At 70.9% G+C, this 12896-nt stretch carries 10 protein-coding genes and 2 pseudogenes; 6 read left to right on the top strand and 6 right to left on the bottom strand.

Annotated features, from left to right (window positions below):
• Window positions 1-1585 (top strand): TIGR03767 family metallophosphoesterase (locus O3Q52_RS13845; protein ID WP_269649071.1); only part of this gene is annotated, 1585 nt, incomplete at its 5' end.
• A gap of 100 nt (window positions 1586-1685) precedes the next feature.
• Here O3Q52_RS13845 and O3Q52_RS13840 read toward each other — a convergent pair.
• The gene (locus O3Q52_RS13840) at window positions 1686-2330 is read right to left on the bottom strand and encodes a response regulator transcription factor (protein ID WP_269649070.1); all 645 of its coding nucleotides are present in this window, start codon (window positions 2328-2330) and stop codon (window positions 1686-1688) included.
• Window positions 2318-3487 (bottom strand): sensor histidine kinase, encoded by a 1170-nt coding sequence (locus tag O3Q52_RS13835; RefSeq protein WP_269649069.1) that lies wholly within the window; start codon window positions 3485-3487, stop codon window positions 2318-2320. Before O3Q52_RS13835 ends, O3Q52_RS13840 begins: the two co-directional genes overlap by 13 nt.
• Before the next feature lie 243 nt (window positions 3488-3730).
• Here O3Q52_RS13835 and O3Q52_RS13830 point away from each other — a divergent pair, with 243 nt between their 5' ends.
• Window positions 3731-3919 (top strand): hypothetical protein, encoded by a 189-nt coding sequence (locus O3Q52_RS13830; protein WP_269649068.1) that lies wholly within the window; start codon window positions 3731-3733, stop codon window positions 3917-3919.
• A gap of 122 nt (window positions 3920-4041) precedes the next feature.
• On the top strand, window positions 4042-5211 hold the full coding sequence (locus tag O3Q52_RS13825) for a serine hydrolase (protein WP_269649067.1): 1170 nt from the start codon (window positions 4042-4044) through the stop codon (window positions 5209-5211).
• A 97-nt stretch (window positions 5212-5308) separates the two neighbouring features.
• On the opposite strand, the gene O3Q52_RS13820 is transcribed toward O3Q52_RS13825, so the two are convergent.
• On the bottom strand, window positions 5309-5869 hold the full coding sequence (locus O3Q52_RS13820) for a DinB family protein (RefSeq protein WP_269649066.1): 561 nt from the start codon (window positions 5867-5869) through the stop codon (window positions 5309-5311).
• 254 nt (window positions 5870-6123) lie between these two features.
• Here O3Q52_RS13820 and O3Q52_RS13815 point away from each other — a divergent pair.
• Both O3Q52_RS13815 and O3Q52_RS13810 read left to right on the top strand, forming a co-directional pair.
• Window positions 6124-6732: pseudogene (locus O3Q52_RS13815) on the top strand (esterase/lipase family protein); the annotation flags it as partial.
• Window positions 6733-7410: 678 nt separating this feature from the next.
• Window positions 7411-7590 (top strand): annotated as a pseudogene (locus tag O3Q52_RS13810) (hypothetical protein); the annotation flags it as partial.
• 65 nt (window positions 7591-7655) lie between these two features.
• On the opposite strand, the gene O3Q52_RS13805 reads toward O3Q52_RS13810, so the two are convergent.
• Window positions 7656-8714 (bottom strand): hypothetical protein, encoded by a 1059-nt coding sequence (locus O3Q52_RS13805; RefSeq protein ID WP_269649065.1) that lies wholly within the window; start codon window positions 8712-8714, stop codon window positions 7656-7658.
• Between the two features lie 335 nt (window positions 8715-9049).
• Window positions 9050-11644, bottom strand: a complete 2595-nt coding sequence (gene pepN, locus O3Q52_RS13800) for an aminopeptidase N (RefSeq protein ID WP_269649064.1) — start codon at window positions 11642-11644, stop codon at window positions 9050-9052.
• 192 nt (window positions 11645-11836) lie between these two features.
• Between pepN and O3Q52_RS13795 the strand changes: the two genes are divergently transcribed.
• The gene (locus O3Q52_RS13795) at window positions 11837-12496 is read left to right on the top strand and encodes a DsbA family protein (RefSeq protein WP_269649063.1); all 660 of its coding nucleotides are present in this window, start codon (window positions 11837-11839) and stop codon (window positions 12494-12496) included.
• A gap of 45 nt (window positions 12497-12541) precedes the next feature.
• Here the strand turns inward: O3Q52_RS13795 and O3Q52_RS13790 are convergent, their stop codons facing one another.
• Window positions 12542-12769 (bottom strand): hypothetical protein, encoded by a 228-nt coding sequence (locus tag O3Q52_RS13790; protein ID WP_269649062.1) that lies wholly within the window; start codon window positions 12767-12769, stop codon window positions 12542-12544.
• Between the last annotated feature and the right edge of the window lie 127 nt (window positions 12770-12896).

Here is a 12896-nt window from a genome sequence, read left to right as displayed (position 1 = left end):
CGATCTGGCCGCGCCGCTGGCTCCGTACACCCGCGGCACCACCCTCTCGACGGTCGCGGTCCCGCGCGGCGGCTCCGGCTACCGGCGGCTCGGCGACGGGCCCGCCTGGTCCCGTGTCGTCCGCGGCGATCTGGCCGCGCCCAAGGCCGGCCGGGGCGAACGGCGCACCGCGCTCGCCGCGTTCGTGCAGTTCACCGACCTGCACCTGGTCGACGTACAGCACCCGCTGCGGTACGAGTACCTGCGCTCCCAGACCGCCAGCGCCTGGCGGCCGCAGGAGGCCCTGTCCGTGCCCGGCGCGGTCTCGCTCGTCGAGCGGGTCAACGCGCTGCGCGGCGCCCCCGTCACCGGCTCGCCGCTGCACTTCGTGATGACCACCGGCGACAACACCGACAACAACGCCAAGACGGAACTGGACTGGTTCCTGAAGGTGATGAGCGGCGGCCGGATCACCCCCAACTCCGGTGACCCGAACCGCTACGAGGGCGTCCAGAACAGCGACCTCAAGCTGTACTGGCAGCCCGACGCGGCCCTGCGCGACGCCGACAAGCAGCTCGGCTTCCCGCGCATCGACGGCTTCCTCGCCGCCGCGATCCGCGAACTGCGCAGCCCCGGCCTCAACCTGCCCTGGTACTCCACGGTCGGCAACCACGACTCCCTGCCCGGCGGCTGCTACGCGCCCGGCGACTCCTTCTTCGCCGACTTCGCGGTCGGCGGCAAGAAGCTGATGACCCTCGACGAGTCGGAGGGCGTCGCCATCTGGAACAACGTCAAGAAGGGCGGCGACCCCAAGGGCGCGGCCTTCAAGGCGATGCTCAAGTCCCAGGCACGGAGGATGCGTTCGGTCACCCCGGACGAGGGCCGCGCCCCCTTCACCCCCGCCGAGTACCTCCAGGCGCACCTCGACCCCGCGCACACGGGCGCGGGGCCCGTCGGGCACGGCTACTCGCAGGCCAACCTCGCCGCGAAGACGCAGTACTACACGTTCCGGATCGCCGACGGCCTGCTCGGTGTGAGCCTCGACAGCACCGACCCGGGCGGTCACTACGAGGGTTCGCTCGGCACCGCCCAACTGCGGTGGCTGGAGCGCACGCTGAAGGCGGCCGAGAAGAACAAGGAACACGTCATCGTGTTCAGCCACCACACCAGCAAGTCGATGCGCAACCTCCGCGAGGACCCGGCCCGCCCGGGCGAGCGGCGGCACGGCGGCGACGAGGTGCTCGCCCTCCTCGGCACGTACCGCTCGGTGCTGGCCTGGGTGAACGGCCACAGCCACAAGAACAAGATCACCCCGCACTCCGCCCCGGACGGCCGCTCCTTCTGGGAGGTCTCCACCGCCTCCCACGTCGACTTCCCGCAGCTCGCCCGGGTGATCGAGATCGTCGACAACCACGACGGCACGGTCTCCCTGTTCACCACGCTCATCGAGTCCGGCGCCCCGCACGGCACGGACTTCGCCGACCTCACCCAGACGGGCCTCGCCGCCCTCTACCGGGAACTCTCCTTCAACGCCCCCGGCGCCCGAACGGACTTGAGCGGCGAGCCGGGCGACCGCAACACGGAGCTGGTGCTGAAGAAGGGCTGAGGCTGTCACGCCCTTCCGGGGGCGCCCCTTCAGGGGCGCGGGGAACTGCGCGACAAGCCCCCACCGGCCCGCACCTCACGAACAACCTCCCGCAAGCCACTCACGAGTTGTTCAAGTAGGCCAACACCGCAAGCACCCGCCGATGCCCACTGTCACTCGGCGGCAGTCCCAACTTCGAAAACACATTCCCAATGTGCTTGCTGACGGACCGCTCGGTCACGACAAGAGCCTCGGCGATAGCCGAATTCCCGTGCCCTTCAGCCATCAGCTGAAGAACCTCCCGCTCGCGAGGCGTGAGCGAATCGAGCGGTGAGTCCCGCCGCCGCACCAGCAGCTCCGACACCACCTCGGGGTCCAACGCCGTCCCCCCGGACGCGACCCGGTCGAGCGCGTCCAGGAACTCGTCGACCCGCCCCACCCGGTCCTTGAGCAGATAACCGACCCCGCTCGCCCCACCGCCGAGCAACTCCGCGGCGTACGACTCCTCGACGTACTGCGAGAGCACGAGCACCGGCAGCCCGGGGATCTCCTTGCGGGCCGCGAGCGCCGCGCGCAGCCCCTCGTCGCGGAAGCCGGGCGGCATCCGGACGTCGAGCACGGCGACATCGGGGCGGTGCTCCAGCAGCGCGGGCAGCACCTCGGGCCCGCTGCCCGCGACGGCCACCACCTCGTGCCCGGAGGAGGTGAGCAGCAGGACCAGCCCCTCCCGCAACAGGGCGTTGTCCTCGGCGATCACCACACGCACGGCAGCTCCACTTCGATCACGGTCGGGCCCCCGACGGGGCTGTTCAGCCGCAGGGTCCCGTCGAGCGCGGCGACGCGCCGCTGCATACCGAGCAGCCCGGAGCCCCCGGCCTCGTCGGCACCGCCCCGGCCCGCGTCGCGTACGGTCACCCGCAACCCCTTGCCGGTACGGACGAGGCCGACCTCGGCCCGCTCCGCACCGCTGTGCTTGGCGGCGTTCGTCAGCGACTCGGCGACGACGAAGTAGGCGGCGGCCTCGACGGCCGCCGGGGCCCGCGCCCCGTCCCGCTCGCTGCCGGCGTCCTCCAGGCCGTCCACGGTCACGGCCACGTCCAGGCCGCTGCTCGCGGCGAGTGCCCGGACCGCGCCGGCCAGCCCGCGGTCGGTGAGGATCGGCGGGTGGATGCCCCGTACGACGTGCCGCAGTTCGGTCAGGGCCTCCTCGGCCTGGTCCTGGGCGTCGTCGAGGAGCCTGCGCGCGGCCTCGGGATCACGGTCGTACGCCCGCTTGGCCAGCCCGATCCGCATCGACAGGGAGACCAGCCGGGCCTGTGTGCCGTCGTGCAGGTCCCGCTCGATGCGCCGCAGCTCGGCGCCGTGCGCGGCGATCGCGCCGGCCCGGGTCTCGGTCAGTTCCTCGACCCGCACGGCGAGCTCCGCCCTGGGGGAGGGCTTGAGCAGGGCGGTCGACCACTTGGCGTCGAGGTCCGCGAGCCGGCCGATCAACGGCAGCACGACGGCCTCGCGGCGCAGCAGCCCGCACCACACCCCGTCGACGAGCAGGCCCAGCGGCCACAGCGGGATCGCCAGATACGGCAGGCAGCCGTAGGCGTAGTAGGCGACCATCCAACGCAGATCGGTGAAGGTGCCCGGATCGCGCACGGCCGTACGCACCCGCTCGCGCACCGTGCCCTCGACGGGCCGGTATGCCTCGGGGATCTCCTGGCCCGTCCACGCGGCCACCATGCGCCGCTTGGCCCCGGCGATCCGGCGCACCAGCAGGACCGTCTCGGGCAGCAGCCCGATGGCGACCACGCTGACCGCGCCGACGGCCCCGATCAGCAGGACCGTGACGAAGAGGTACGAGCCGAAGGACAGCACGGCGGCGGGCGCGAGCTGGCGTGTGGCCCACGCGGCCTCCCGGACTGTCTTCCGCATGGCGATCAGAGTAGGCGAACGGGGGCACGTGCGGACGCCTGACCACCTTCCTTTGACCGGCGGACACCTTCCCTTGACCTGCGGCCACCTCGCTGCCGGCCCCGCCCGTGGTGTAACCCGCTACACCTCCGGTTCGGGAGGGCACTCCCTCGTGGCGGCGGGCTGATCCCGGGATCGTTGATCTCAGTTGGTCCCAGTCGATCGCGGGAGCTCTCGGCTCCCCACCCCGGAAGGAAACTCCCCATGAAGGCGCTGCTCTCCTCCAAGCCGGTCCTGTGGTTCCTGTTCCTGTTCAACCTCGTCGTCGCCGCGGCCGCGCCCTTCGTCGTGGACGGCTCACAGGGCCTGATGACCGCCGTCGGCATGGGTGTCGTCTCCCTCGGGGCGGGCCTGAGCCTCCTCAAGGGGCGCGGGCAGGGGCAGCACGCCTGAGCTGCTCCAGAAGGGCCGAAACCTGCCCAACCAGCACAGGCACAGGCAACCCGTACGACATGCCACCGGGTCCCTCCCGTCGGTTCACCACGACGGACACGACGGATGGGACACGACGACTCATGACTGCATCCCGCACGCTGCGCCTCGGACTGACGAGCGCGGCCGCACTGGTCGCGGCCTCGCTCACGGCTCCGGTGGCCATGGCCTCCCCGGCCTCCTCCTCGGCCCCGGCCCCGCTCAGAGACCATGGCGCGACCCAGCGGGCGATGGACGCCGCCGTGCAGGACGGCGTCCCCGGTGTGGCCGGGCAGGCCAAGGACAAGTACGGGACCTGGAAGGGCACTTCGGGCGTCGGCAAGCTCAGGACGAAGCAGCCGCGTTCCGCCCACGACCGCTACCGCGTCGGCAGCATCACCAAGACGTTCGTCTCGACGGTCCTGCTCCAACTGGAGGCGGAGGGACGGCTCTCGCTCGACGACAAGGTGGAGAAGTGGCTGCCGGGGGTGGTCCGAGGCAACGGCCACGACGGCTCCAGGATCACCCTCCGCCGGCTCCTCAACCACACCAGCGGCATCTTCAACTACACCGACGACGAGGACTTCGGCCGGACCTACTTCCTGAAGGACGGCTTCTTCGAGCACCGCTACGACACGCTGTCGCCCGCGCAGCTGGTCGCGATAGCGACGGCCCACAAGCCGGACTTCGAGCCGGGCACCTCCTGGAACTACTCCAACACCAACTACGTCCTGGCCGGGATGGTGATCGAGAAGGCCACGGGTCACGCGTACGGGGACGAGGTCAGGCAGCGCATCGTCGAGCCGCTCGGCCTGCGCGCCACGTCGGTCCCCGGCACGAACCCGCACGTCCCCCGGCCGAGCAGCCGGGCGTACGGCAAGCTCGCCGAGACGACGACCGGCCCGACCTACGACGTCACGGAGCTCAACCCCTCCCTCGCCTCCGCGGCGGGCGAGATGATCTCCGACTCCGGCGACCTCAACCGCTTCTACTCGGCGCTGCTGCGGGGCAAGCTGCTGCCGAAGAAGCAGCTCACCGAGATGAAGACCACCATCGAGTCCGACGCGTTCCCGAACGCCGGCTACGGCCTCGGTCTCATCGAACGCAAGCTGAGCTGCGGTGTCGTCGTCTGGGGCCATGGCGGCGGCATCCACGGCTCGAGCTCGGAGGCCGTCACGACGGCGGACGGCCGCCACTCCCTCGCCTTCAACTTCAACGGCGACTGGTCGGGGGACAGCGACGCCGTGATCGAGGCGGAGTTCTGCGCCAAGTAACTGCCCGGAGGATGGGCCGGGTGAGCGTGCACGGAGCCGCTCACCCGTTCCCGGGAGGCACTCAGGGACCCCGGACCCCAGGACGGCCGGGCAACCCTCAGGCTCGGGCCCCGGAGCCGGGAGTCGGCTCAGGTGCTCCGGCCGCAGCCCGCAGCAGACGGAGCTGCCCGACCTCGGCGACGTTCTTCATCAGCTCGGAGTTCACCCAGCCGGCCATGTGGGCGACGGGGTGCTCCGGATCGTTCTGCCACGGGAACGGGGCGACGGCGTCCAACTCGGCGTCCGTGAACCGCTCCAGCACCGCCGGCCAGTCCCCGCGCAGACCACGCAGCCACTCGACGGCGGCCTTCCCGTCCCCCGGCCACACGATCTCGGTCCGGTCCCGGGGCACCCGCCCCCGAGCGTGATCGACGGCCACGCTCCACCACCAGCCGATGTGCCAGCTCACCCACCCGATCGTCGGAACAGGAATCGGGTCGGGCTCGGTCTCCGCCCAGTCCGCCACCCACCTCCCATCGGCATCCGGACGCACCGTCCAGCAGAGCGGCCCGGGCTCCCACAGGAAGTCCTCGTCCTCCAGCCGCTCCAGGTGGTACTCGAACAACGACCACGTCAGCTCGAACTGCCGGCGCAGCAGCTCACAACGGGAAACAGTCACCCGACGACCCTGACATGCCGTCACTCCTGCCGGGAAACGGTTGTCCAAGGGCGTACGCAGACCGCCCCGGACGATCCGGCGCGATCCCGCAGGCTGCGAACTATCCTGCTGCGCACGTGGATTGAGAGCTCGGGGGAAGCGTGGCAGCGAAGTCATCTGCGCAATGGGTGCCGTCCGCGCATCCCGCGCGACCGGCGTCACCCGTGCCGACCGGACCGGGCCATCGCGACGCGGTCCTCGTCCTGCCCGGGATCATGGGCAGCGAGCTGGTGGAGAGCGCGACCGGCCGTGTCCTGTGGGGCGGCTCGGACCTCCGTCGGTACGGCAGCGCCTGGGCGTCCGGCGGCTCGCTCTCGGCCCTCCATGTGACGGACGAGGAACGCGCGGGCGTGACCGGGCGCATCCGCGCGACCCGGCTGCTCCGCTTCCCCGCCTTCGCGCCCGTGCTGCGGGGCTTCGAGCCGTACACCAACCTCCTGGCGGGCACCCGGCGCCTGGCGGCCCACCCCGACGCGGTACGGGAGTTCGCGTACGACTGGCGTCTGTCGACCGAGCATGCGGCGGCCCGGCTGGCGGAGGCGGCGGACGACCACCTGCGGGCGTGGCGTGCCCACCCGCACGGCAGCCGGGACGCCCGGCTCACCCTCGTGGCCCACTCCATGGGCGGTCTGGTCGCCCGCTTCTTCATGACCGCGCTGGGCGGGGCCCGTGACGTCCGCACCCTGATCACCCTGGGCACCCCCTTCCACGGCTCGGTCCAGGCCGCGGGCCTGCTCGGCTCGGGACGAGGCACCCCGCTGCCGCTGCCCCGCCGCCGGCTGCGCGCCCTGGCCCGCACCCTGCCCGGCCTCTACGAGCTGCTGCCCGGCTACCGCTGTGTGGAGGAACCCGCCGGTGACTTCCGCCGCTTCACACCGTCCGACGCCGAATACCTGGGCGGAGACCGGGAGTTGGCCCAGCAGTCGCTCGACCGCAGGAAGAAGCTGAACGAGTCGGACGCCGGCACCCTCCCCCAACTGCGTGCGGTGGTCGGCGTCGGCCAGCGCACCCCACAGAGCCTGACCCTCGCGGACGGCACGGCGGAACTGCGCGAGTACGTCCCGGACGGCGACACCCGGCTCGACCGCCGCGGCGACGGAACGGTGTACCGGGAGGCGGCGGCACCGGCAGGGCCGCCCCCCTTCTGCCTCCCCCAGAGCCATGGCGCCCTCGCCCGCAGCGAGGAGGCGGTCGCGTTCACCGGCTCGGTCCTGACCGAACGCCCGCTGGGCCCGCCCCTCGGCGCGACCGAACTGGGCCTGTACGTACCGGACGTGGCGACGGCACGCGAACCGTGCCCGGTCGAGGTCGACCTGGTGGACAACCCGATCGCCGTCGAACTCCAGGTCTTCGACGTCTCCGAGAACCTGGAGATCGACCGCCCCCGCCTGTCCCGCCGCGACGGCCGCCTGCGCACGGACGTACGGCTCCCGTGGCCGGGCCTCTACCGCGTCGAGGCGAAGTGCGGCGGCTTCTCACCGGTGACCCAACTCGTCCTGGCGGTCGCCGGCGACTGAGCCCCGGCCCGGCTCATCCGCACCCGTTTCAGTGACGAAGAGATCGACCGGCTCCTCGCGGTGGCCTGGTGGGACCGGCCCGCGGAGCACATCACCGGGCACGTACGGACGATCATGTCGGGCAACGTCGCCGAGTTGGAGGCCGCCGTCCCGGACCGTGCGTGAAGGGGCGGACCCGGTCTTCCGGGACCCGCCCCTTCACTCCCCTCCGGGATGCCCCCGGTCCGTCACTACCGGGGCAGCACCACTACATACGCGGCCGGGTCGCGGTCCGCTGAAGCCATCAGTGCCGTACGTACGACCGTTGCCTGCTGTTCCATCGAGTCCCGCAGCTTCTTCGGGGTGATGTGGACGACCGTGATGCCGAGCCGCTCCAGGTGCTCGCGCTTGCGGGCGTACTCGGACCACATGGCGTCGTCGTCTTGCCGAAGGCCTTGGCGGGGCGCGCGCGTGTCGAGTTCGAGGGCGACGGCGTGGTCGGGCCAGTACGCGTCGAGGCCGCCCAGGTGCGGGCCGCCGGGCAGGCGGAGGTCCACGTTCCAGACCGGGTCCGGCAGACCGTGCTCGTGGACCATGCGGTAGAGGCGGTCCTCCGCGATGGCCCGCCCCTCGGCGAGCAGCGAGTCGACGGCGTCCACCACATGCGGGCGGCTCAGCAGCCGCGCCTGCGTCAACTCCTTGACCACGGCGGCCGGTTCACAGTGCCCGCCGCGCACGGCCTCGGTGAGCAGCCGGCGTACGACACCCGCGTCCGCGAGGTCGGCGACCGCGTCGGCCAGGGCGCGCGGGACCGGGGCCACCGGGATACCGGTGATCTGCTCGGGCTCCGGCAGGCCCGGCGTACGGACGATACGGACACAGCCCGTCGAACGCAGCCGGCGCAGCCGCGGGACGAGGACGTCGATGCGGTCCAGCGAGAGAAGCGGGGGCGCCGACGAGAAGCGGTGCAGGGCCAGCGCCGCCAGGCCGGTGATCATCGCGTCGGCGTACCGCTGCGGGGCGTGCGGCTCGCCCGCGCCGGGCTGGGCGGGGACCGCCGGTTCGGCGGCGGGGGAGCGGGCCGCGTACAGGAGAACCGCGTGCAGCCGCTCCTCGCTCGTGGCCGGTCCCGGACGGAGCAGGTACACGCCCGGCAGGAGCTGCTGCCAGGTGCCGCCAGGCCTGCACTGCGCGTTGATGTCGGCGGGGCTCACGCCCTGCGAGCGCAACTGGGCGGTGGTCAGGACACGGAGCTGAACGTCGGACAGGTGGCGGAGGGGCCGGGGGGAGAGCGGGGTGTTGTGGTTCATGACCCGAGGATTTCCCGCCCCCGATCCTCCTGCTAACCGCTGTTACAGGCCCGTCGACAAAACCGGACAAGCTCGTCCTAAAGTGCAAGCGTTCGACTGCCGAAACCCCCTGGTCCTTACGGGGGTCACGGCACCGATTACCCGCATTCCGTAACTGTTATGGACGGGACGAAAGTCAACCCCGTGAGCCACCAGCCCCGTTAGGGGCGCGGGGAACGGCGCAGTCTTTTGGCTTTCAGGGGCGCGGGGAACGGCGCAATCTTGTGGCTTTCAGGGGCGCGGGGAACTGCGCGGCCAGCCCCCACTTACCCGCACCAGACAACGAACCGCACCCTTCATTCGCCGACGGCACCCGCACCGTCACACGCCTGCCCCCGCAACCCCCGAGCCAGATCATCCCGGGCCTCCAGCACCAGCCTCCTCAACGCAGGCGCAGCCGCCCCATGGGCGGCGAGCCACGCATCCGCCGCATCCAACGTCCCCCGAGAATCCTGCAGCGAGGGGAACAACCCCTTCACCACATCCATCCCGATCTGGATCGACCGCTCACCCCACACCCGCTCGATCACCTCGAAGTACTTCGACGCGTACGGAGCGGTCAGCTCGCGGTGCGACGACTGGGCAAAGCCCGCGATCGTCGCCTCGACCAGCGCGTTGGACAGCGAGTCCGACTCGACGACGGACGCCCACGCCTGGGCCTTGACCGCCGCGGAGGGCCGCGCAGCCAGGCACCGCACCTGATGCCGCTTGCCCGAAGCCGTGTCGTCCCGCGCCAGCTCGGCCGCGACGACACCCTCGTCGGCGACCCCGTGCGCGGCGAGCGGCTCCAGGAACGCCCAGCGCAGCTCCTGGTCGACCTCAAGGCCGTCGATCTTCGCCGTGCCCTCCAACAGGCCCTGGAGCAACTGGAGATCGGCCTCGCCGGAGGCGACCGCCGCGAAGAACCGCGCCCACGTCAGCTGGTGCTGGCTGCCGGGCTCGGTCAGCCGCAGCTCGCGCAGCGCACCCTCGGCGAGCAGCCGGCCGCCCTCCTCCCGCCACTCGGGCGCCGCGTAGTGGGTGAGCGCGGAGTTCGCCCACGCGTGCAGCATCTGCAGCACACCGATGTCGGTCTCGCGGCCCGCGAAGCGCAGGACCAGGTCGATGAAGTCCCGGGCGGGCATGAGCGCGTCGCGGGTCAGGTTCCACAGCGCGGACCAGCACAGGGCGCGGGCCAGCGGGTCGGTGATGTCGCCGAGCCCGTCCCGCAGGGCTGCCAACGAGCCCTCGTCGAACCGGATCTTGCAGTACGTCAGGTCGTCGTCGTTCACGAGCACCAGGTCGGGAGCCTCGGTGCCCACCAGCTCCCCGACGACCGTGCGCGGACCCTCGACGTCGACCTCGGCGCGCGCGTACCGCTCCACCGCCCCGTCGGGAGAGCGCCGGTACAGGCCCACGGCCACCCGGTGCGGCCGCAGTTCGGGATGGTCCGCCGGGGCAGTCACAGTGGCCTCCTGGAGGATCGCCAGCTCGGTGACGCGCCCCTCCGCGCTCAGAATCACCTGCGGAGTAAGGGAGTTGACCCCGGCGGTCTGCAGCCAGGACCGCGACCAGGTGGCCATGTCGCGCCCACTGGTCTCCTCCAGGACCGACAGCAGATCAACGAGCTGCGTGTTCCCGTAAGCGTGCCGCTTGAAGTAGCGGCGGGCACCCTCCAGGAACGCGTCCCGACCGACGTACGCCACCAACTGCTTGAGGACGGAAGCGCCCTTGGCGTACGTGATCCCGTCGAAGTTGAGTTTGGCGTCCTCCAGGTCACGGATGTCGGCCGTGATCGGGTGCGTGGAGGGAAGCTGGTCGGCGCGGTACGCCCAGGACTTGCGGTTGTTGGCGAAGGTGATCCAGCCGTTCGTGAAGCGGGTCGCCTCGACCATCGAGAACGAGCCCATGAAGTCCGCGAAGGACTCCTTCAGCCACAGGTCGTCCCACCACACCATGGTCACCAGGTCGCCGAACCACATGTGGGCCATCTCGTGCAGGATCACGTTCGCCCGGCGCTCGTACGACGCCTGCGTCACCCTGCCGCGGAAGATGAACTCCTCGCGGAAGGTGACGAGCCCCGGGTTCTCCATCGCGCCGAGGTTGTACTCCGGCACGAAGGCCTGGTCGTACTTCCCGAACGGGTACGGGTAGTCGAAGTTGTCGTGGAAGAAGTCGAGCCCCTGCTTGGTGACGAGGAAGACGTCGTCGGAGTCGAAGTGCCGGGCCAGACCCTTGCGGCACATCGCGCCGAGCGGGATCTCCAGACGCGTACCGTCGTCCAGGACGCGCTCGTAGGAGTCCGTCACATAGTGGTACGGGCCCGCGACGAACGCCGTGATGTACGTCGAGATGGGCTTGGTCTCGGCGAACTTCCAGACCCCGTCGGCCAGTTCACCGACGCCGTTGCTCCACACGACCCAGCCCTCGGGGGCCCGCACCTCGAACCGGAAGGGCGCCTTGAGGTCCGGCTGCTCGAAGTTGGCGAAGACACGGCGGGAGTCGGCCGGCTCGTACTGCGTGTAGAGGTAGACCTCGCCGTCCTCGGGGTCGACGAAGCGGTGCATGCCCTCGCCGGTGCGGCTGTAGGCGCACTGGGCGTCGACGACGAGTTCGTTGTCCTCGGCGAGGTCCTCCAGGAGGATGCGCGAGCCGTCGAAGACCGCGCCCGGGTCGAGGTCCCTGCCGTTCAGGGAGACGGCCGTGACGCTCGGGGCGATCAGGTCCGCGAAGGTCGTGGCGCCCGGTTCGACGCTGCGGAAGCGGATCGTCGTCACCGAGCGGAAGGTGCGCGGCCCGGCGTCCGTCCCGCCCACCGCGGAGCGCAGGTCCAGGGACACCTCGTACCCCTCGACGGACAGCAGTGCGGCCCGCTCGCGGGCCTCGTCGCGGGACAGATTCTCACCGGGCACGGGCGGCACTCCCTCGTGGCGTCATGGATACGCGTCGGGTACCCGTCCGGGTACGCGTGAACAGCACCGATCCTGCCATGTGCCCCTGACCCGGGACACCCGGGAATGGCACAGGTGACCGGTTGCGTTGGGGCTGAAGGACACGACCGAGGACCCCTGAGACCCGCACCGAGATCCGTACCGAGGAGAAGCATGTCCGAGCAGACCGCGCAGACCGCCGGCAAGACCCCCGTCGACTTCTGGTTCGACCCGCTCTGCCCCTGGGCGTGGATGACCTCGCGGTGGGTCCTGGAGGTGGAGAAGGTCCGGGACATCGAGGTCCGCTGGCATCTGATGAGCCTCGCGGTCCTCAACGAGCCGAAGCTGGACGAGCTGCCCGAGGAGTACCGCGAGCTGCTCAGCACGAAGGCGTGGGGCCCGGTCCGGGTCGTCATCGCGGCCCAGGAGGAGCACGGCCCCGAGGTGCTCGGAGACCTTTACACCGCGCTCGGCACCCGAATCCACAACCAGGGCGAGGGCCCCGGCAAGGAGATCGTCGCCGCCGCGCTGAAGGACGTCGGCCTGCCCGAGTCCCTCATGGACCACTGGGACGACACCCCGTACGAGCCCCAGCTGCGCGCCTCCCACAAGGAGGGCATAGACAAGGTCGGCCAGGAGGTCGGCACCCCCGTGATCGCGGTCCCCGGCTCCGACGGCGAGCAGATCGCCTTCTTCGGCCCCGTCGTCACCCCGGCCCCCAAGGGCGACGAGGCCGGCAAGCTGTGGGACGGCACGCTGATGGTCGCCTCGATCCCGGGCTTCTACGAGATCAAGCGCACGCGGACCAAGGGCCCGGACTTCAGCAACCTCTGACCGGTACCGGGGGAGCCGGCAGCGGTGGGCTCGGCTCGGTTCGGCTCAGCTCGGTTCGGGCAGGCGCAGAGGCTCCCTGAACGGCTTCTCGGTGAAGTAGGTCCGCAGGTTGCGGCACTGCTTGCCCTCGTCGTTCAGGGGCGCCATGCACACCATGAACCCGTCCACGTTCTTCTCGCCCGTCTCCTTCCTGAGCCAGGCCGCTTCCCGGGTTTCCAGGAAGCGGTGCTCTTCCTCAAGGCTCTTGCAGGTGAAGCAGCTTCGCTTGCGCATCCCGCAACCATCACCCGGAGCCTTCCGTACCGGAAGACCCCCGCGAGTCACGTCCTCGCGGGGGTCTTCCCTCTTTCCGCCTGCCCGCGCGAAAGGTGAGAAGACGATCACGAGGCAGGGCGCTTCG

The sequence above is a fragment of the Streptomyces sp. ActVer genome (genome assembly GCF_027270795.1).
Lineage (GTDB): Bacteria > Actinomycetota > Actinomycetes > Streptomycetales > Streptomycetaceae > Streptomyces > Streptomyces umbrinus_A.
Note: the sequence above shows the minus strand (reverse complement) of the source record. Positions and strands in the feature narration are given on the sequence as shown.

What these genes read in the sequence shown, in the direction of transcription:
- O3Q52_RS13790 (WP_269649062.1), bottom strand. Translation starts at nt 12,769, where the DNA reads ATGCGCAAGCGAAGCTGCTTCACCTGCAAGAGCCTTGAGGAAGAGCAC.
- O3Q52_RS13825 (WP_269649067.1), top strand. Translation starts at nt 4,042, where the DNA reads ATGACTGCATCCCGCACGCTGCGCCTCGGACTGACGAGCGCGGCCGCA.
- O3Q52_RS13835 (WP_269649069.1), bottom strand. Translation starts at nt 3,487, where the DNA reads ATGCGGAAGACAGTCCGGGAGGCCGCGTGGGCCACACGCCAGCTCGCG.
- O3Q52_RS13795 (WP_269649063.1), top strand. Translation starts at nt 11,837, where the DNA reads ATGTCCGAGCAGACCGCGCAGACCGCCGGCAAGACCCCCGTCGACTTC.
- O3Q52_RS13830 (WP_269649068.1), top strand. Translation starts at nt 3,731, where the DNA reads ATGAAGGCGCTGCTCTCCTCCAAGCCGGTCCTGTGGTTCCTGTTCCTG.
- O3Q52_RS13805 (WP_269649065.1), bottom strand. Translation starts at nt 8,714, where the DNA reads ATGAACCACAACACCCCGCTCTCCCCCCGGCCCCTCCGCCACCTGTCC.